The sequence below is a fragment of the Devosia sp. genome (assembly GCF_017744655.1).
Classification (GTDB): Bacteria; Pseudomonadota; Alphaproteobacteria; order Rhizobiales; family Devosiaceae; genus Devosia.
The window spans coordinates 765,990-785,667 of the sequence record NZ_JAGIAW010000001.1 but is presented as its reverse complement, the minus strand read 5'-3'; the positions used below and the strand labels follow the sequence as shown (position 1 = coordinate 785,667).

The 19,678-nt window shown below is 61.3% G+C and carries 21 protein-coding genes; 6 read left to right on the top strand and 15 right to left on the bottom strand.

What is annotated here, in order from left to right:
- The first annotated feature begins 176 nt into the window (after positions 1-176).
- From J7557_RS03920 to J7557_RS03905, 4 genes are all read left to right on the top strand, one after another.
- Positions 177-329 carry a hypothetical protein gene (locus J7557_RS03920; RefSeq protein WP_160194681.1) on the top strand — a complete coding sequence of 51 codons (153 nt, stop codon included), beginning with the start codon at positions 177-179 and terminating at the stop codon, positions 327-329.
- Positions 330-527: 198 nt separating this feature from the next.
- Positions 528-677 (top strand): DUF1127 domain-containing protein, encoded by a 150-nt coding sequence (locus tag J7557_RS03915; RefSeq protein WP_082560911.1) that lies wholly within the window; start codon positions 528-530, stop codon positions 675-677.
- 184 nt (positions 678-861) lie between these two features.
- Positions 862-2,244, top strand: a complete 1,383-nt coding sequence (gene trmFO, locus J7557_RS03910) for a methylenetetrahydrofolate--tRNA-(uracil(54)-C(5))-methyltransferase (FADH(2)-oxidizing) TrmFO (RefSeq protein ID WP_291417506.1) — start codon at positions 862-864, stop codon at positions 2,242-2,244.
- Positions 2,241-2,684, top strand: a complete 444-nt coding sequence (locus J7557_RS03905; RefSeq protein ID WP_291417504.1) for a YiiD C-terminal domain-containing protein — start codon at positions 2,241-2,243, stop codon at positions 2,682-2,684. Before trmFO ends, J7557_RS03905 begins: the two co-directional genes overlap by 4 nt.
- Here J7557_RS03905 and J7557_RS03900 read toward each other — a convergent pair.
- From J7557_RS03900 to yajC, 4 genes are all read right to left on the bottom strand, one after another.
- Positions 2,681-3,523: a phytoene/squalene synthase family protein gene (locus J7557_RS03900; RefSeq protein WP_291417502.1), complete on the bottom strand. Its 843-nt coding sequence runs from the start codon at positions 3,521-3,523 to the stop codon at positions 2,681-2,683. The two genes, J7557_RS03905 and J7557_RS03900, sit on opposite strands and share 4 nt — an antisense overlap.
- Positions 3,523-3,930, bottom strand: coding sequence for an MTH938/NDUFAF3 family protein (locus J7557_RS03895; RefSeq protein ID WP_291417500.1), 408 nt, complete (start codon positions 3,928-3,930; stop codon positions 3,523-3,525). Before J7557_RS03895 ends, J7557_RS03900 begins: the two co-directional genes overlap by 1 nt.
- Complete coding sequence (gene secD / locus J7557_RS03890; RefSeq protein ID WP_291417498.1) at positions 3,914-6,469, bottom strand: protein translocase subunit SecD; 2,556 nt, start codon at positions 6,467-6,469, stop codon at positions 3,914-3,916. Before secD ends, J7557_RS03895 begins: the two co-directional genes overlap by 17 nt.
- A 96-nt stretch (positions 6,470-6,565) precedes the next feature.
- Entirely contained in the window at positions 6,566-6,916 is a 351-nt protein-coding gene (gene yajC / locus J7557_RS03885; RefSeq protein WP_291417497.1) for a preprotein translocase subunit YajC, read from the bottom strand.
- 193 nt (positions 6,917-7,109) lie between these two features.
- Here yajC and J7557_RS03880 point away from each other — a divergent pair, with 193 nt between their 5' ends.
- Positions 7,110-7,976 (top strand): ATP-binding protein, encoded by an 867-nt coding sequence (locus J7557_RS03880; RefSeq protein ID WP_291417495.1) that lies wholly within the window; start codon positions 7,110-7,112, stop codon positions 7,974-7,976.
- Positions 7,977-8,046: 70 nt separating this feature from the next.
- Here the strand turns inward: J7557_RS03880 and J7557_RS03875 are convergent, their stop codons facing one another.
- From J7557_RS03875 to erpA, 11 genes are all read right to left on the bottom strand, one after another.
- Complete coding sequence (locus tag J7557_RS03875) at positions 8,047-8,955, bottom strand: M23 family metallopeptidase (RefSeq protein ID WP_291417493.1); 909 nt, start codon at positions 8,953-8,955, stop codon at positions 8,047-8,049.
- A 539-nt stretch (positions 8,956-9,494) separates the two neighbouring features.
- Positions 9,495-10,271: a 5'/3'-nucleotidase SurE gene (gene surE / locus J7557_RS03870; protein WP_291417492.1), complete on the bottom strand. Its 777-nt coding sequence runs from the start codon at positions 10,269-10,271 to the stop codon at positions 9,495-9,497.
- Between the two features lie 3 nt (positions 10,272-10,274).
- A complete protein-coding gene (gene serS / locus J7557_RS03865) occupies positions 10,275-11,759 on the bottom strand; it encodes a serine--tRNA ligase (protein WP_291417490.1) in 1,485 nt (494 codons plus the stop codon).
- Positions 11,760-11,880: 121 nt separating this feature from the next.
- A complete protein-coding gene (gene tatC, locus J7557_RS03860) occupies positions 11,881-12,723 on the bottom strand; it encodes a twin-arginine translocase subunit TatC (protein WP_291417489.1) in 843 nt (280 codons plus the stop codon).
- Between the two features lie 2 nt (positions 12,724-12,725).
- Positions 12,726-13,487: a Sec-independent protein translocase protein TatB gene (tatB, locus tag J7557_RS03855; protein WP_291417487.1), complete on the bottom strand. Its 762-nt coding sequence runs from the start codon at positions 13,485-13,487 to the stop codon at positions 12,726-12,728.
- Positions 13,488-13,538: 51 nt separating this feature from the next.
- Positions 13,539-13,748, bottom strand: coding sequence for a twin-arginine translocase TatA/TatE family subunit (locus J7557_RS03850; RefSeq protein ID WP_291417485.1), 210 nt, complete (start codon positions 13,746-13,748; stop codon positions 13,539-13,541).
- 829 nt (positions 13,749-14,577) lie between these two features.
- Positions 14,578-15,234: an SMC-Scp complex subunit ScpB gene (gene scpB, locus J7557_RS03845; protein WP_291417483.1), complete on the bottom strand. Its 657-nt coding sequence runs from the start codon at positions 15,232-15,234 to the stop codon at positions 14,578-14,580.
- A complete protein-coding gene (locus J7557_RS03840) occupies positions 15,231-16,016 on the bottom strand; it encodes a ScpA family protein (protein WP_291417481.1) in 786 nt (261 codons plus the stop codon). Before J7557_RS03840 ends, scpB begins: the two co-directional genes overlap by 4 nt.
- 79 nt (positions 16,017-16,095) lie before the next feature.
- Positions 16,096-16,875, bottom strand: a complete 780-nt coding sequence (xth, locus tag J7557_RS03835) for an exodeoxyribonuclease III (protein ID WP_291418289.1) — start codon at positions 16,873-16,875, stop codon at positions 16,096-16,098.
- A gap of 20 nt (positions 16,876-16,895) precedes the next feature.
- Positions 16,896-17,999, bottom strand: coding sequence for a serine hydrolase (locus J7557_RS03830; protein ID WP_291417479.1), 1,104 nt, complete (start codon positions 17,997-17,999; stop codon positions 16,896-16,898).
- Between the two features lie 29 nt (positions 18,000-18,028).
- Positions 18,029-18,382, bottom strand: a complete 354-nt coding sequence (gene erpA, locus J7557_RS03825; RefSeq protein WP_035083209.1) for an iron-sulfur cluster insertion protein ErpA — start codon at positions 18,380-18,382, stop codon at positions 18,029-18,031.
- Positions 18,383-18,468: 86 nt separating this feature from the next.
- On the opposite strand from erpA, the gene J7557_RS03820 reads away from it, so the two are divergent.
- Positions 18,469-19,662, top strand: coding sequence for a deoxyguanosinetriphosphate triphosphohydrolase (locus tag J7557_RS03820; RefSeq protein ID WP_291417476.1), 1,194 nt, complete (start codon positions 18,469-18,471; stop codon positions 19,660-19,662).
- The last annotated feature ends 16 nt before the right edge of the window (positions 19,663-19,678 follow it).

Below are 19,678 nucleotides of genomic sequence, written 5' to 3'. Positions count from 1 at the left end.
AACCCGAAAACGCCGGTTTACCGCAGGCCGTTAGCCTGTCACGCCACTGTCTTGCGTCAAACCGATGAAACTACCATGCGCCGCACGCATGCCGCGCCTGCTATTTGCCCCATGGCGCACCCCCGCAAATCAGCCGATCTTCAATCTGCCGCCACCAGCCATACTGGAATAGACCCATGTTTGTACGTGCCGTATGGCGCATCAAGCGCCTGGTCGACATCAAGCAGACGTTGCGGGAGATGGAAGTTCCCTCGACGCGAGATGCCGACTTACTGGGCATTTCCGGCCCAGACTTTTCCAAGATGACGCGATCGCTGTTCGATCGCTGATCTCTTTTCGACCTCAGAAGTAGTAGTGGCCGCTGGATCGCCGTCCGGCGGCCATAGTTTTGGCTTGCACATTAACCGAGCATTAACAGGCACTGCCGATGGGTTGCGCATTTTGCATAGCTTCTTTGACTAATCTCTATCTGCTCGCTGGGGTTGGTCTCGACTATATCTCTCCTTGCAAACGACAGGAGAACTCAAATGGACATCCGCAAAACCTTCAAGAAGTGGGCCGCTTACCAGCAGACGGTTCGTGAACTTGCTGCTCTCGACAATCGCCAGCTGAACGATCTCGGCATCAACCGTACCGAAATCAATCGCATTGCTCGCGATCATGCTAATTCGCTCTAATAATTTCAGCGCGAATACTTCTGAGCTAATCGACCGAACGCCCGCTTCTCTCTGAGATGCGGGTGTTTTCGTTTCTGGCGCCAGGCGTTACGAAACTTATCCCCGCCTCATAAACCTCTGCTATTCTCCCGCCCGTGATTGGCTTCCAGTTGCGTGGCGGCATGGCGCTTGGTATCTGCCTGCCATGTCAAACGAACCCATTCACATCATCGGCGGGGGCCTCGCTGGTTCCGAAGCCGCATGGCAGGCCGCCGAAGCTGGCGCCACCGTCATCGTGCACGAAATGCGCGGCGTAAAAACCACCGACGCGCACAGCACTACCGACTTCGCCGAGCTCGTCTGCTCGAACAGCTTCCGCTCCGACGACCACGAGCAGAACGCCGTCGGTCTCCTCCACGAGGAGATGCGCCGCTGCAACTCCTTGATCATGCGCGCAGCCGATGCACACAAGCTCCCTGCCGGCGGCGCGCTGGCCGTCGATCGCTACGGGTTTTCCGCCGCGGTCACGCAAGTCATTGAAAATCATCCACGAATTACCATCGTCCGCGAAGAACTGGACGGCTGGCCGCCGGAATACTGGCGCCATGTCATCATCGCGACGGGCCCCCTGACCTCGCCCGCTCTGGCCGATGCGATCCTCGCCAAGACCGGCGAAGACTCCCTCGCCTTCTTCGATGCTATCGCGCCCATCATCCACTACGACAGCATCGACCACGACATCGCTTGGAAGCAGTCGCGTTACGACAAGGCCGGCCCCGGCGGCACGGGCGCCGACTATCTCAACCTGCCGATGGACCGTGACCAGTACTATGCCTTTGTAGAGGCTCTGAAAACCGCGCCGCTGCACGAGTTTAAGGACTGGGAAAAGGTCCCCTATTTCGACGGCTGCCTGCCCATCGAAGTCATGGCCGAACGCGGTGACGAAACCCTCCGCCACGGCCCGATGAAGCCCGTCGGCCTCACCAATCCGCGCAATCCGACGGTAAAACCCTATGCCATCGTCCAGCTCCGCCAGGACAACGCCTTGGGCTCGCTGTGGAACATGGTCGGCTTCCAGACCAAGATGCGCTATGGCATCCAGGCGGAAATCTTCCGCATGATCCCCGGCCTCGCCAATGCCCAGTTCGCGCGCCTCGGCGGTCTGCACCGCAACACTTTCATCAATTCCCCCAAGGTCTTGAGTCCGGACATGCGTCTCAAGGCCGACCCGCGCATCCGCTTTGCCGGCCAGGTCACGGGCGTTGAAGGTTATGTCGAAAGCGCCGCCGTCGGCCTCATCACCGGCCGCCTGACCGCCGCAGAAGCCCGTGGCGAAACCATGCCGTTGCCGCCTGTCACCACGGCCCTCGGCGCCTTGATCGGTCACGTCACCGGCGGCCACATCGAGGCCGAAGGCTATAGCGGGGCTCGCAGCTTCCAGCCGATGAACGTCAATTTCGGCCTCTTCCCGGAAGTATCAGTTGAGAAGCCCGAAGGCGTAAAGCGCTGGCGCGGGCCGGAAAAGACTATGGCCAAGCGTCGCGCCATCACCAGCCGCGCCCTTGAAGACCTGAAAGTCTGGCAGTGACCCCGGGGGCGCTGCGCACCTATCTCCACGACCATATCCCGCTTTCCCGGGCCATGGCCGTGGAGGTCGTGGAAGCCAGCGCCACGCACGTCCTCCTCGAAGCGCCACTGGCGCCCAATATCAATATGCATGGCACCATGTTCGGCGGCAGCTCGGCCACCCTCGCTTTGCTCGCCGCCTGGTCGGTCATGCATCTCAAGCTCGAGGCCGAAAGGATCGCTAGCCAATTGGTGATCCATCGAACCGCCATGGAATATTTGCTGCCGGTAACCGGCCTCGCCCAAGCCTCCGCGCATCTCGATGAGGTCGGCTGGCCAAACTTTCTGCAGACCTTCCATCGACGCGGCCGCGCAAGGCTGACTATTGCCTCCGAACTCCTGTTTGAAGGCAACATCGCTGGCCGCATCACCGGCGAATTTGTTGCGATTTCCGAAGCTTAGCGGTTCCGCAACGCCCACCAGCCGATCCGGCCGATCTTGCGCCAATCTGCCTCGTCGGCCGGCGCGGCAAAGGGCGATCCGCCCCGCCGCCAAAGTCGCAACTGCGCTTCGACCACCAGAAGAATCGCGAAAGCCGGCCTCAGGCCGCTCGGTAGTGCGGCAATCGCGGCCTTTGCCTTCCTGAGGTGCTCCTCAGCCAACTCCGCAATCTGCCCGAGGGCTTCGTGCAATCCTTCGCTATCGGTGCCAGCAAAGATCTCGCCCTCGCGCACGCCGTTCGCCTGAAAGATCGACCATGGCAGCATGATCCGGCCCTGCGAGGCCACATAGCCAAATGCCCGCAGATGCCCGATCATGGCTTGCGCTACGCCCAGATGCCCGGCTGCATCACCCGGCTCCACCGGCAGGCCCTCATTGAGGATCATGGCCGAGAGCTGCAGCAGCGTCGACGCCGTTTCGCCGGCATAGCCCTCAAATGTCTCGAGATCGGGCATCGGATCATCATAGAGATCAAAGCGCCGGGCACCGATCAGGCGCTGCAAAGTTCCCGGCGGCAGAGCGTAGCGATCGAGCGTCGTCAGCAACGCATCGGCCAGCGGATTTTGCCGGACCGCGCCATGACCATCGCCCTTAAGGGCATCATTCCACCATTGCAGGCGAATTTCGCCCGGCGCAGGCCCGGAAACGCGCTCGCGAATGCCCGCAATGTCGGCGTTGAAAGCGAGAATGGCCGTGATGCCATCCCTCGCGCCAGTAGGTAGGGCGAGCGTTGAGAGATAGCGATCCCTATCGCTCTCCCGCAGCATCTGGGCGGCGTGCGCAAAACTCTCGGCAGACATCAGCGGGCATTCTCGACGGCAATGAAGGCACCAGCCACGGCCCGTTCCTCGGCCAACAGCACATTGTAAGTGCGCACGGCGCCGCCGGTACCCACGGCTTCGATGATCACCCTGTGCTCGCGAAATGCATCGCGAATGGATGGATCGATGAGAGAAATATCCATGCCGAGACCGATCAACAGCACGTCGAGTTGGTCGGCGAGTTCGAGCACTGGCTGCAGGCTTTCAAGCGTCAGCTCCGCCGGCGACGCAACGTCCCAGCCCTGCATGCCGGTAGGCAGGCACAGCAGGGAACCGCGATGCGACAGGTCAGCGAAGCGGAAGCCACTATTACCATAGGCGTCGATGCCGACCTGGCGCGGGAAGCGGCCCGCGCCAGTCGAAAGAGGGTCAGACGGAAGCGCCATCCGACGTCTTTTCCTTCTTTGCCGCGAGCTCTTCGTCGGTCTTCTGCTTGAGACCAAAATTGATGAGGATCGGGCCGTTGACAATCACCGACGAATACATGCCGACGAGCGAGCCGAAGGTCATGGCGATGGTGAAGCTGCGCAGCGCCTCGCCGCCAAAGAGCACCAGCGGCACCAGCGCCAGAAGCACGGTGAACTGGGTGAGCGAGGTACGCACGATGGTCTGGTTGATCGAAAGATCGATCAATTCAGGCAGCGGCATCTTCCTGTATTTCAACAGGTTTTCGCGGATACGGTCCGAGACCACGACGGTTTCGTTTAGGGAGAGACCGACGAGGGTCAGCACCGCGGCGATGGAACTGAGATTGAATTCGAGTCCCGTGATCGAGAAGAGACCTATGGTCATGATGATGTCGTGCGACGTCGTCGTGACGGCCGCGAGGGCGAATTGCCACTCGAAGCGGAACCAGATGTAGATCAGGATACAGGCAAGCGCGATGATCACGGCGATGGTGCCGGTCCAAGCCAGTTCGCCCGAAACCGTGCCGCTCACTGCTTCTGTGCGTCGGACTTCGTAGTTCTCCCCGGCGAGCGCTTCCTGAACCTTCTGCACGGCGATCTGGTCGGCCGATTGACCGCCTTCCTGCGCCTGTACGCGCACGAGGACGTCTTGCGGCGTACCAAAGCCCTGGATCTGGATTTCGCCGACATCAAGCCCGTCGAGCAGCTCACGGACGCGCGCCACATCGGCTGGGCCGCCGACATGCTGAACTTCGATGGCGGTGCCGCCGACGAAGTCGATGCCGAGATTGAAGCCCTTGAAATAGGCCGTGCCGATGGAGACCACCGACATGATGATCGAGAGCGCGATAACGTAGCGCGAGATTTTCATGAACGGGATCTTCGTGCCGTCCGGAATGAAGCGGAAATGCTGGATCTTCAGCTCTTTCGGCCGCACGCGCTTGTACCACAGGTTCACCTGGTAGGAGGTGACCGTGTAGGACGTGAAGAGAGAGGTCAGGATGCCGAGGCCGAGAGTAACGGCAAAGCCCTGTACCGGACCGGAGCCCATGAAATAGAGCACGACGGCTGCGACGAGCTGGGTCAGATGCGAGTCGACGATAGTGCCCCAGGCACGCTCGAAACCAGCATTGATGGCCTGCAATGGCGTGCGCCCTGCCCGCTGCTCCTCGCGCATTCGTTCGTAGATCAGCACGTTGGCGTCGACGGCCATACCAATGGTCAGAACGATACCGGCGATACCCGGCAAGGTCAGCGTCGAACCCAGCGTTGAAAGCGCCGCAAAGATCAGGATGACGTTGAGGACCAGGGAGACGTTGGCAAAAACGCCCCAGACGCCGTAGGCGATGATCATAAAGCTCACGACCAGAACCGAAGCCACAATACCCGCGGTGAGGCCGGCCTGGATAGAGTCAGCGCCGAGGCTGGCGTCGACGGTGCGTTCTTCGATGACGTTGAGGCTGGCCGGCAGCGCACCGGCGCGCAGCAGCACGGCAAGGTCGTTGGCCGAAGCAGTTGTGAAGTTGCCGCTGATCTGGCCGGAGCCGCCCGTGATGGGCTGCTGGATCACCGGAGCGGTGATGACGGTGTTGTCGAGTACGATCGCGAAGCGCTGGCCAACATTGGCCGAGGTGATTTCGCTGAACGTGACGGCGCCGCGCGTGTCGAACTTGAAGCTGACCACCGGAATACCGCGCTGCGAGTCATAAGATGGCTGCGCATCGACGAGGGACTCGCCGCCAAGTGCGACGTCTTCATAGAGCAGTTCGCTGCCGCCATCTTGGCTGGGTACAACCATGGTGCCAGCCGGCAGGCCCTGGGCCTCGGCCTGGGCAGCCGTGAGGCCGGGATAGACCATGTGGAAGGTCAGACGCGCGGTCTGCGAGATGATGTTCTTGAGGCGGGTCGAGTCGCCAAAGCCCGGCACCTGCACCATGACGCGCGTGTCGCCCTGGCGCTGAATGGTCGGTTCGGTCGTGCCCAGCTCGTCGATGCGGCTGCGAATGACTTCGATGGACTGCGCAACGAGCGAACTCATGCGCTGGGTAATGCCCTCAGGGGTCAGGGTAACGGAGATCCGGCCGTCTGGCAGCTCAGCGAATGCCAGTTCTTGGACGCCGACTCCGCCCGAGAACAGCGAATTGTTGACGGTGTTCTGGATACTTTGAAGGGCAGTCAGCGCCTGCTCTTTCTGGGTCGGGTCGGTCAGTTCGATATAGATGGCGTTCTTGGCTTCATCGGTGGTGATGATATTGCCGATGCCGTTCTGATTGGCCAGGACGTTGCGCGCGTCGCGGCGCACGTCGCTCAAGCGCTGGGTAACGATGCCCGCGCGATCGACTTCGAGCAGCAGGTGCGAACCGCCCTGCAAATCCAGACCAAGCACCAGGCCAGGCTGAGGCAGCCACCCAGGGAGCGCATCCCGCACTTGCTGGGGCAAGAAATTGGGGGCGGCAAACAGAATACCCGCGATCGCGACAAACAGGATTATTGCTACGCGGAACGGCGACTGGTGCATGAAACGGCGTCCTAGAGCATGTCTCCAAACCAAGACATGCGGCTTCAAAGAGTCAGAAAGCCGGAGCCTTTCGGGCTCCGGCCAGATTGATCCGGCTTATGCCGGCTTGTTGTCGTTGACCGGCTCGGCCTTCGAACGCACATCGGCAACCATGCCGCGCACGAGCTTGACCTTGACGCCCGGGGAGATTTCGACTTCCAGGTCTTCGCCATCAACGGCCTTGGTCACCTTGCCGACGATACCGCCCGTGGTGACGACGGTGTCGCCGCGGCGGATAGCCGAGAGCATAGCCTGCTGTGCCTTGAGGCGCTTCTGCTGCGGACGGAAGATCAAAAGCCAGAAAATGATCACCAGCAGCACGATCGGCATGAGCTGGATCAGAATATCGGCGAAACCTCCCGTGGCGGGTGCGGCTGCATCCTGCGCAAAAGCGGGCGTTACAAACATCAGGCGAACTCCTATGATTCTTCTTGTGTTGGGGAGAAGAGCGCCACGCAGCTCACGGCTGCCGACTGGACGCGAATGGGGTCCCGTGCACTTGCACCCCGGCCAAAATCGCGCGGACTATACATTTGGCCCCCTGTGATTGCAAAGCCATTCAGGGAACACAATGCCGCGCTCGAATTGAAGGACTGAACCGGTGAAAACCAAAGACTATCTGGGCCGCATTGCTACGGCTCTCGAGGCTATTGCCGAAGCGCTGGAAACAACCTCAGACGGAACCGCAGCTTTCGTGCTGGGCGAAGCCGACGCTTATCATTGGCAACGCGAATCCGGGACGCTCCTGCCGGTACCCAAGGTTAGTCGTGTGCCGCTCGAGATGTTGCGCGGCATCGAGCATGTCCGCGACGTTCTTTTGAAGAATACCGAGCAGTTTGCGCGCGGACACGGCGCCAACAATGCGCTCCTTTGGGGCGCACGCGGCATGGGCAAGAGCTCGCTCGTGAAAGCCATTCATGCCGATATTGGTGCGCGCGAAGGTTTTGAGCGGCTGGTGCTGATTGAAATCGCCCGCGAAGACCTCGACACCCTGCCCCAGCTCATGCGCGCCATTTCGGGCAATTCGGCCCGCTTCATTGTCTTCTGCGACGATCTCAGCTTCGATAGCGGCGAAACGAGCTACAAGTCGCTCAAGACCATTTTGGATGGCGGCCTCGAAGGCCGGCCGGACAATGTGCTCTTCTACGCTACGTCCAACCGCCGCCATCTGATGCCGCGCGACATGATCGAGAATGAGCGCTCGACGGCGATCAATCCGAGCGAGGCCGTGGAAGAGAAGGTGTCACTGTCAGATCGTTTCGGCCTCTGGCTGGGTTTTCACAATTCCGACCAGGACACGTACCTCGCCATGGTGCGCGGCTATGCCGATTATTATGGTCTGGCCCTAGACGACGAAACGCTACGGGCCCGCGCCATCGAATGGGCTGCTACCCGTGGCTCCCGCTCCGGCCGAGTGGCCATTCAGCTCATCCGGAGCTTGGCGGGCGAACAGGGCAAGGTCGTATAGCTACGCCAAGGCGCAGAAATGAAGAGGGCCGGTGCAATCGCACCGGCCCTTCTTTGTCTGTAGCTGACCCTTAGCTTGCCAGCAGCGGCACCGGATCAACCGGGGTCGCGCCCTTGCGCAGTTCGAAGTGCAACTGGGGCTTCGAGACCGAGCCACTCATGCCGACCGTGCCGATCGAGTCGCCGCGGCTCACCGTGGCACCCTTGGCAACGCTCATGCCGTTGAGATGGGCATAGGCGGACACATAACCGTTGGGGTGACGGATAAGGATGAGGTTGCCATAACCCTCGACGCCCGAACCGACATAGATGACCGTACCGTTCTCAGCGGCCTTGACCGTCGAACCCTCGGGAACATCGATATTGATGCCCGTGCCACGCGAGGCCGCGAAGTCGGTGATCACGCGGCCGCTGACGGGCCAGCGGAACTTGTCATTGCCGGAAGCAACGGGCTCGGCGGCGGGTGCGCTTGCGACCTGGGTCGGAGCTGGCGTCGCGACAGGAGCAACGACCGGCGCCGGAGTGGCGGCGGGGGCGACAGCGACCTGCTGCGGTGCGGCCTGCGGACGTCCCAGAGGAGCGGGAGCAGCCCCGAGCGTCTGGGTCGGCGTCGCGCTTGCCACCTGAACGGTCGGCTGAGCCGCCGTCTGCGGCGTGCGCACCAGGTCCGGACGGCCAGGAATGATCAACGACTGGCCGACAACGATCTTGTCCGGCGAGGAAAGGCCATTTGCCTGCACCAGCGCCTGAGTGGTGACCTCGTAGCGGCGGGCGATCGTATAGAGCGACTCGCCACCAGCGATGGTGTGGGTATAGGCGCCGGCAGTGTTCGCAGCCGCGGCCACAACCGGAGCGGCGGCGGGAGCGGCGCTCGGCACGCTGCTGTTGACGGGCAGAGCGGCGTTGGAGCTCGGCAGCGAGCCGAGTGCGACGGCGGGCGGCAAGGACGGCATCGAGGCCGGGGTTTGCATGGCGGGCATGGCTTGCGGGGTTCCCATGGAAGCGGAAGAACTCAGTACAGGAAGATCCTGGGATCGAACCGAGGGCGCACTTGCCCCCATGCCAATCGGCGAGACAGAGCCGACCGGCTGCGTAAAGCCCGACTGCACGGGCGAAGCAGATTGAACAGGTGGAGCGCCCCAGGCGGAACCGATCGGCGCTGGCGGCAGGAAGCGCTGTTCGGCAACCTGCACAGTGGCAGGTGCCCCAAGCGAGGCCGGCATGGGCTGGTTCAGCGTGGCGGGAGCGGAGGACTGGGTAATTGAGCCGGTCGTGGTGGAATCGCCAAAAGTTCGCGATCCAAGACTTGAACAACCGGACAAGCCGACGGCTGCTAATAACAGACCAGCCACGGCGACTGTACTTTTAGGCACCCTGACAGACAGGTTTTTACGCATCGGCTAACTCGTACGCAGGTACTTAACACTGGAAACGAGAGTAGGCCGGTAAGGTAAAAGGGGCCTTAAAGCCGATGCGATTTGAGTGAAATCGGATTGGGCTTGTTGTTGATTGGGTAAGGTTAAGATTGCCCGGCTGGGGACAAGCTGAGCCCGGCAAGCCTTTGCAGAGCAATTTTTTCCGTCTGCTGCAGCGCGAAAGGCGTCACCGTTATGGTGTTGCGGCGGCGCAAAACTTCAAAATCTGCATTCGAGTCCAAGGGCATAGGCGTTTCGGGAATGGCGACGAAGAATTCGCCATCCTTGTCGCTTGGATAGTAGCGGAAGGCCGAGCGCGAGAAGCGCTGATGGGGAACTGCGGCTATGCCGGCGACCTCACCAGGCGAGCAAACCGGAAAATTGACGTTGTAAAAAACATCGTCCTTACCGCGCGCCGCTAGAATCGCTCGGACGACATCTGTCCCGAAACGAATCGAATTCGACCAATCGACTGCGTGACTTCTTTCGTAGTCGATCGCCTGACTCATCGCGATTCCGATGGCGCCTTGCAAAGCGCCCTCGCGAGCACCGGCCGCCGTGCCAGAACAATGAACGATGTCGCCAAGGTTCTGCCCGGCATTGACGCCGGACAGAACGAGGTCGGCCGGGTGATCGGCCAGCACGTGAGTCATGCCGGCCACGACGCAATCGGCGGGAGAGCCGCCGATCACGGTGAAGCGCCGCGGGCCGCGCTCTTCGAGGGTTAGTTCACGGCCCAGCGTGAAGCGGTGCCCTGCCCCGGACTGGTTGCCATCCGGGGCCACGATCCAGACATCGTCCGATAGCGCAGCGGCGATATCGGCCATGATGGCGATACCTGGCGCATCCACACCATCGTCATTGGTGATGAGGATGCGCATGGATCACTTGCCCCCGATGGAGGTAAGGCCGCCCATATAGGGCTGCAGAGCCTCGGGAATCAGCACCGAGCCATCTTCCTGCTGGTAATTTTCCAGCACGGCGATGAGGCAGCGTCCGACGGCAGTGCCGGAACCGTTGAGCGTGTGCACATAGCGCGGCGCCTGCTTTTCGCCCGACGGGCGATAGCGGGCTTCCATGCGGCGGGCCTGGAAATCGCCGCAGACAGAGACGGACGAGATTTCGCGATAGGTGTCCTGCCCCGGCAGCCAGACTTCCAGGTCATAGGTCTTGCGCGCGCCAAAACCCATATCTCCAGTGCAGAGCATCATGACGCGATAGTGGAGGCCGAGGCGCTGCAGCACCGTCTCGGCACAGGCGAGCATGCGCTCGTGCTCGTCGATCGAAGTTTCGGCCGTCGTGATCGACACCATCTCGACCTTGTCGAACTGATGCTGGCGCAGCATGCCGCGGGTATCTCGACCGGCGGAACCGGCTTCGGAACGGAAGCACGGGGTCAGTGCAGCAAAACGCAGCGGCAGTTCCTCCTCGGCGAGGATGGATTCGCGCACTAGGTTGGTCAACGGCACTTCAGCGGTCGGGATCAACCAGTAATTCGTGGCAAACTCGCCATCATTTAGCTTCTGCATCCACTCGCGCTGACGAGTCAAAGACCGTGCATTAATGATTTCGCCCGCGGGTTTAGGTTCCATCTGGCGCATGACCTCTAGGTCTTCCTCGCGGGCTCTTTGGTACTCATTCCAGAAGCGGTCGAGGTCATTGATCGAAGCGCGAAACAGGTCTTCCTTGAACTTTGGCAACTGGCCAGTGCCGAACAGTGCATCATCGCGCACGAGAAGCGGCGGCTGGACTTCGAGATAGCCGTGCTCGGTCGTGTGGAGATCGAGCATGAACTGACCGATGGCGCGTTCGAGGCGGGCGATCTGGCCCTTAAGCACCACGAAGCGGCTGCCGGAGAGCTTGGCGGCCACTTCAAAATCCATGTCCTTCTCGGCTACGCCGATTTCGTAGTGCTCTTTAGGAGCAAACGCGAAGGACGGCTTGGCCGGACGCTGCCTTGCGGCGGTCTCCGCCGTGCCGTTGGCGCCGAAATACTCGACATTGTCGTTTTCGTCGTCACCCTGCGGCACATCGTCGAGCGCGAGGTTCGGAATAACCGACAGTGCGGCACGAAGCTCGGCTTCCACGGCACGCTCTTCGGCTTCGCCCGTGGGGATAAAATCCTTGAGGCGCGCGACTTCGGCCATCAGCTCCTGGGCTTTGGCTTCGTCCTTCTGAGCCTTGGCCTGGCCGATCTGCTTGGAAAGCGCGTTGCGCTTTTCCTGCGCTTCATTGAGGCGGACGATGATCTCGCGGCGCCGATCGTCGATCGCCAGGAGATCGGAGGACCGCACGGAGACATTCTTGCGCCGGGAGACGGCAGCGTCGAAAGCTTCGGCGTTGGCTCTGATCCACTTGATATCGAACATCGGTTCTTACGGGCCCTTGCCCGCCTCTGGTTTGACGCAGGCCCTGGGGTCTATGCCTCGGGCGCGCCTGCCAGCGCCGCGGGGCAGAACTGAGCTGCACCCGCGAGAGAACGCGGAGCAGCTATTCGCTAGATGAGCCGGAGAGCTCGGATTCCTGTGCAGCGAGCTTCGCCTCGCGACGCTTCTGCACGAACCGAACCGACAGGATCGCCAGTTCGTAAAGCGCGTACATCGGCAGGGCAAGTCCGATCTGGGAGATCGGGTCGGGCGGCGTGATCAAGGCGGCGACGATCAGGATGCCGACGATGGCGTAACGGCGGCCCTTCTTGAGCATCTCGACATTGACGAGATCGATCTGCGCCAGAAGTGTCAGCACCACAGGCAACTGGAAGCAGATGCCGAAGGCCAGAATCAACGTCATGGCGAAGCCGAGATATTCGGACACGCGCGGCATGAGCTTGATTTCTTCCGTCTCCATGCCGGCGAAGAAATGCAGCGCCATGGGCAAGACGGTGAAATAGACCATCAGCGCGCCCAGGACGAAGAAGACCGGGGTGGCGATGAGATAGGGGATCAGCGCCTTGCGCTCATGCTTGTAGAGCCCCGGCGCCATGAAGAGATAGATCTGCGAGGCGAGGAAGGGGAAGCCGAGGAAAATGGCGCCAAAGAACGCCAGGTTCAGTTCGGTGAAGAACAGCTCCTGCGGCGCGGTATAGATAAGCTCGATCGTGTGGGTCGGATCGCTGGCATAGACGCCGCGATAGGGCACGAGCAGGATATCGAAGATGTTCTTCGAGACGAGGAAACAGCCTACCATCAGCACGACGATGGCGATGGCGCAGTTGATCAGACGCTTGCGCAGCTCGATCAGGTGCTCGAGGAGCGGCGCCTCGCTGCCCGCGAGTTCGTCTTCGACTTCGGGCTTGTTCTTGTCTTCAAGCTGCGGCTGCTTCGCGTCGGCCATTCTTATTTCGTTTCTACCGGTTTGGCCGGCTTCTTGCGCGGCGCGCGGGGCTTCTTGGCGGGCGCAGCCGGTTCAGCGGCAGCCTCTGCGACAGCAATCTTGGTCCGCGGCTTGCGAACCGGCTTGGCAGGCGCCACGACTTCATCGGCGCTCGCAGCCTCAGGCAGTGCGGTCTTCTTGGTTGGTGTTTTCCTCGCGGCAGGCTGCTTGGCAACAGCCGCGGTTTTCTTTGCGGCGGCAGGCTTTTTCGCTGGGGCGACCTTGGTGGCCTCGACCGGCGGAAGCTCGCTTGAGGTCACCGGTGCCGTCGGCGCTGCGGTGACCGACTTGGCCGCCGTCACCTGTGCTGCCTTCACCGGCTCGCTGCCCTTGAAGCCGTAGTCGGAGGCCAGCTCGTCATTGGTCTTCTTGGCGGGCGGCATGCCGGCGGCGCTGCGCAGTTCGTCGACAACACTTTCCGCCTTGGGGTCGGCCGGCTTGATGGCGCCGCTGGGCTGCGGGCCGGTCGGCGTCATGGTATTGAATTCCTTGCGGATTTCTTCAGCCGTCTTCTTCAATGGCGAGGTGATCGAATTGCGGAGGTTCCGCACTTCATCAAGCCCGGTCGTGCGATTGATTTCGCGCTGGAACTCATTGCCCATACGACGGATTTGACCCACGAACTTGCCGATGCGTCCCATGACGACAGGCAGGTCCTTGGGGCCAATAACGATCAGCGCAACGACGCCGATCACCAGCATCTCTGTCCAGCCTAGACCGAGCATAAAGATAGTCTCCGAGCGCGGCCCACGGCCGCTAAGTCAGGCCGAGAAGGATCAGACGTCCTTGCGCTCGGTCTCGCGTGTTTCGACTTCAGCAGTCGTGGTGACACGTTCGGCCGGCTTTTCGTCGTCCTTCATGCCCTTCTGGAAGGCTTTGATGCCCGAGGCGACTTCACCCATCATGCCGGAGATCTTCCCGCGGCCGAAAAGCAGAATAACGACAACGGCAACAACGAGAATGCCCCAAATGGAAGGCGCGTGCATGGTGATCTCCCTAGACTTTCAGAACGCGTTACACGCGATAGATGTGCGAGAAATAGGTTCAATCGCGGGCAAACACAAGAACGTGTTGATTTTGCTCACTCACGAAAGCGGCAACCTGCGCCCCAACATGACGGATTCACTCGCTCTCAAGACAGGGCCCTGGCCAGTTCATGGAGCGGAGTGCTAAATCGGCAGGCACAAGACCCGCCCGGCCTTTCGGCTTGCGGTTGCACGGTCGCGACGCCCTTCGGGCGCACGGTGAAAAGCGGCTTTCGCCCCGAAAATATAAGATAGAAGAGGCGAAAGCCGCTTCGCACGTCCGGGATTTTTTGCGCACGCATCGAGCGGTCCCCTTTTGAGGTTTTACGGTCCAGATCGCCGTCGGAAGCATCCGAAGATGCAACGGGGGCTTTCTGCCGCTTGACCGGTGGTCAGCATCCACGCACTCGCCCAGGCGACCCCGAGCGACCCGACTTCCCGCCCGACACTTCGTCGGTGCCGCGTGTTATCGGCGGGAATGGGGCATATTGCCATGAGAAGAAGTGGATGGGGATAAGAGGGATAGATTGCGTTCGGCGCTACAGCGCGCGTTAGGGCATATTTCACCTGATCGCATTCAGGAGAGTCCGCGCCGAAGTCCTATAGTCCTCACGCTGGGCTGATTTTGAGGTCAGCAGTTTTGCCTAGGAGTCTCTCCCTCTATCGTCATTGCCCGGCTCGTCCGGGCAATCCATCTTGCCTCCGCATGGACCACCCGGACGAGCCGGATAGTGACGACCAACTGAAAAGTCAGCGTCTCACCCTTCGAACCGTGGGGAGGCGAAACGCTTTAGTCTTCTTCGCCGACCGCATCACCCTGATCGTCGGGGGCAAGCGGGTCTTCGTCCTCGCGCAGGGCACCATCGAAGGGTAGCGGAATTTGTAGCGATGGTGGGAGTCTGGACGACAGGAGCCCTGCCCCCTTGAGCTCGTCTAGCCCCGGCAAATCGGACAGGTGCTCAAGGCCAAAGTGGTCGAGAAAGGCATCTGTGGTACCATAGGTAACGGGCCTGCCCGGTGTGCGGCGGCGGCCGCGCATGCGCACCCAGCCGGCTTCCATCAGGATATCCATCGTGCCCTTGCCGACGGCAACGCCACGCACCTCCTCGATTTCGGCTCGAGTCGCGGGCTGGTGATAAGCGATGATCGCGAGAGTTTCGAGCGCGGCGCGGGAAAGCGGGCGGGTTTCCTCTTCCTCCCGGCGCAGCAGAAAGCCCAGGTCTTCGGCGGTACGAAAGGCCCAGCGATCACCACGGCGCACCAGATTGACGCCGCGGTTCGCGTAAAGCGCGCGCAGCTCTTCGATCAGCACCGGCAGGTTGGCGCCGTCGCCCACATAGGGCGACATCTCGGCGAGGGACAAAGGCTCTGACGAGGCGAACAAGAGCGCTTCAAGAATGCGCAACTGACGCTGGCGCACCTCGCCTTCGAAATTCTCGTCGCTCATGGTTGTTCACGCTTCCGGCGCCGCAGCAGGATTGGACCAAAAGTCTCGCTCTGCCGCACCTCGATTTCGCCTTGGCGAACGAGTTCGAGGCTGGAGGCGAAGGTCGAGGCGCGGACGGTTGCGCGCTCGTCAGGCTTGGCCAGATATTGTTCGAGATAGGTATCCATGGCGATCCAGTCCGCGCTTTCGCCGATCATCCGCTGAAGGATGTCTCGCGCGTCCTGAAGCGACCAGACGGTGCGGGTGTAGGGACGATATTCGGTGACTGAACCACGCTCCCGCTGGGCCGAATATGCTTTCAGCAGCTCGTAATAGCTCGCTTCCCATATGGATTTTCGTGCGACTTCCAGCGGTTCAGGCGCACCGCGGGAGTAGATCTGCAGGCCTAGCCGAGGCCGGCTTAGCAATCGGCTCGCTGCTAGGCGCATGGCTTCGAGGCGCTTGAGCCGGAATTGCAGCATGGCCGCCAGCATTTCGCCGGATGGCTCATCATCGTCCTGAACCTGCGGCACCATGAGGCGGCTCTTGAGATAAGCCAGCCATGCGGCCATCACCAGATAGTCGGCCGCAACCTCGATACGGCGCTCGCGCACCCGGTCGATGAAGGACAGATATTGCTCGGCAAGGGCAAGAATGGAAATCGCCGCAAGATCGACCTTTTGCCGTCGCGCAAGGTCCAGCAGCAGATCGAGAGGGCCTTCATAGCCGTCTACATCGACATGCAGGACCTCGTCCGCTGGCGGCGCTTCTGCGTCGAGCCATTCGGTCAGCGATCCGGTCATAAGGCAATCCGCGGAGCACAGGTCATGCCGCATCCTTGGCGGCGCAAAGCCGCAGCGTCAAGCGAGCCAAGCAGTTGGGCTAGAAGCTGAACACGCCTTCCACCGGAACGTGGTCGCTGGGCTTGTCCCATCCACGCACGTCCTTGTGCACGGTGACATCATCCAGCCGGTCGGCCGCCTGCGGCGAAAGCATCAGGTGGTCGATGCGGATCCCGGCATTGCGGCGCCATGCGCCGGCCTGGAAATCCCAGAACGTGAACGTCTGCTCGGCGGTGATGGAGCGCAGGGCATCGGTCATGCCGAGGTTACGCAAGATGCGGAATTTCTCGAGGCTTTCCGGGCGATAGAGCGCGTCGCCCCACCAGGCATCCGGATCATGCGCATCGATCGGTGCGGGAATGAGATTGAAGTCGCCCATCAGCACGAAGGGCTCTTCCATGGTCAGGCGCCCGGCGACAAAGGTGTTGAGCCGATCCATCCAGCGCAGTTTGTACGGAAACTTCTCCGTATCGACCGGATTGCCGTTGGGCAGGTAGATATTGCAGACGCGGATGACACCGCCTTCGACGGAGAAGACGCCTTCGATCAGGCGGGACTGTTCGTCGGCATCATCGCCCGGCAGGCCACGATGCACTTCGTCGAACGGTAGCTTTGATAGGAGCGCGACGCCGTTCCAGCTCTTTTGGCCGTGCGTCACGACATTGTAGCCGAGCGCCTCGATCTCGGCGGTCGGAAAGCCTTCGTCGACGGTCTTGATTTCCTGGAGGCCGACGATGTCGGGCTTTTCCTCTTCGAGCCAACGCACCAGCAGCTCAAGCCGGGCCTTGATGCCGTTGATGTTCCAGGTGGCGATACGCAAGGCCATGGCTCTCTCCGGCTTTAGTTGAGGTCGGCGTAAACGGCGCGAATGAGGTCCTTGGGATAGCGTCCCGTACATCCTTCGAGCGCCGTATTGCTCATGGATACTATCGTAATGGCATTGGCGGGATCGACAAGCCAGGAATGACCGTAAACCCCACCCCAATTGACGGTACCCTTGGCGGAGGGCGAGGCGGCGGCTTCGGGATCGTCGATGACAGCGCCGAAATAGCCGAAGCGCTGGCCCTGATCCTGCCTGAAGACATCGCCGATGCGGTTGGAAAAGCCCAGTGCGACCGTCTCGGGCTTCAGCGCGGCGCCGCCGCCCTTGCGCAGGGTTTCGAGGAATTTCGCGATATTTTCTGGCGTACCCGCCATGCCGGCCCCACCGGACTGGAAGGCTTTGTCGCTAAAGATGCGGGAGGGCGAGAACATGACCGTGCCACCGTCTTCGCCGGCAACGAATTGCGGGTCGGTCATCACGGTCGGTTCAGGTGTGCCATCGGCATAGGGGATGGCGAGGCGTGCCTCGTCGGCGACGAAGAAGCCGGTTTCGTCCATGCCAAGTGGGCCGGTGATGTGGGAGTGCACGGCGTCCTGTAGCGAACCGCCCTGCACTGCTGCGAGCACGGCACCGAGAACGTCAATGGCGACCGAATAGGTCCAGCCGGCACCTGGCGCGAAGAGCAAGGGCGCAGCGGCGACCTTCGAGAAATTGGTCCGGAAATCCTTGTCGGTCGGCCCGAGGCCGGTCGAAATCGTCTCGTCGGCATAGCCGTAGGCAAGCCCGGACGTGTGCGTCAGGAGGTGATGGATAGTAATCGGTGCTGGGGAGCCGTCGTCGAGCTTGGGCGCAAAATAGTCGAGGTGTTTTGAAACCAGGTCGTTGAGGCCGAGCAGACCCTTGTCGATCATCGCCAGCGCCGTCGCGGCAACGATGGGCTTGGTGACGGAGGCGAGGCGATAGATGGCGTTTTCCATCATGGGTGCGCCGGCCTCGCGGTCGAAATGGCCTGCAGTGCGCCGCAGGACCAGTTCTCCATGGCGATAGACGATCAGTTCCGCTCCGACGATCTTGTTGCCGGACACAGCCTCATCCATGACCGCGTTGACGCGCGCGCCCATATTCCCCTCCCAGAGATGTACTTGAATATTTAGACGGCGAAACTCGTGCCGCAGCCGCAGGATGCGACGGCGTTCGGGTTCTTGATCTGAAAAGCCTGGCCAATCAGATCGTCCGTAAAGTCGATTTCCGCGCCGCCCATGAATTCGAGGCTCAGCGAATCGATGAGCACTGTGGCATCACCCTTTTGCAGAACGAGGTCGTCCTCGTTCGCCGTCTCCTGTACGAGATTGTATTCGTACTGGAAACCGGAGCATCCGCCGCCAGCTACCGAAATGCGCAGCACGGTTCCCGTCGGCTCTTTCGAGAGAATGCGAGACACGCGCTTGGCAGCGCGATCCGACAAAGTCACGGCAGGGGTTTCGGCGAGGGCGGCAGCGGTCATTTGAAGTGTCCGTACGGTCGTAATGTCATAACACTGGCCTTAAGATAGGCGCATCGAGCGCTATTGCAAAGGCCTGGAACGAGAAGATGAACGAAACAGCGCCTTATGCCAGCAAGCCCGAAGATTCCCTCGGGCGTCTCTACGGCACCGGACCGAGCCCGACCCGCTCGGAATTCCAGCGGGATCGCGACCGCATCATCCACTCGACCGCCTTTCGCCGGTTGCAGCACAAAACGCAGGTTTTCCTGCATCACGAAGGCCGGCATTTCCGCAATCGGCTGACGCATACGCTGGAAGTCAGCCAGATTGCGCGTTCGATCGCTCGGGCGCTGAGGCTCAATGAAGACCTGGCCGAAGCCGTGGCGCTGAGCCACGATCTCGGCCACACGCCATTCGGGCATGCCGGGGAACGCGCTCTGCACCGCGCAATGGCGCCCTACGGCGGCTTCGATCACAACGTTCAGGCCCTACGAGTTGTTACCCAACTCGAGAATCGCTATGCCGAACACGACGGCATCAATCTCACGTGGGAGACGCTGGAAGGTATTCTCAAGCACAATGGCCCGCTGATCCATTCGGATGGCCGGCCATATGGTCGGTATGAGGAAGAGGGCTTGCCGACAGGCGTCGCTGACATTCCGGCCGTCGCGGACCTTCGACTATCGAGCCATGCGAGCCTTGAGGCCCAGGTGGCGGCTATTGCCGACGACATCGCCTACAATGCCCATGATATTGACGACGCCCTGCGCGCTGGTCTGGTGCAGCTCGTCGATTTCGAGGACGCGCCAATGGCCGGGCCGATCGTCCGCGAAGTCGAAGAGCGCTATCCCGACGTGGACACCAAGCGCCAGACGCATGAAGTGCAGAGGCGCATGATCACGCGGGCGATCGAGGACGTCATTGCCTTCAGCGCGGACAATATCGAAGCAGCCGGCGTGAGCAGCGCCGAAGACGTGCGCATGGCCGGCAAAACCCTGATTTCCTTCTCACTGCCCACGGCCGAGGCGGAAAAGGGCTTGAAGGGCGTGCTCTACAAGCGCGTCTATCGCGATGAGGCCGTCATGCGGCCGGTTCGCGAGAGCGAGGCGGTCGTGGAGCGGCTGTTTGCCACCTATATGGAGGGCGGCGATATGCCCGGTCGTTGGGGGGAAGCGGCTAGTGCGGCAAGTGATGACAACGCGCGGGCGCGCATCGTCGCCGACTTCATTGCGGGCATGACCGATCCCTATGCGCTTGACGAACATCAGCGCTTGTTTGACGCTCGCCCGGAATTCCGCTAACCGCCTGACAGCATTT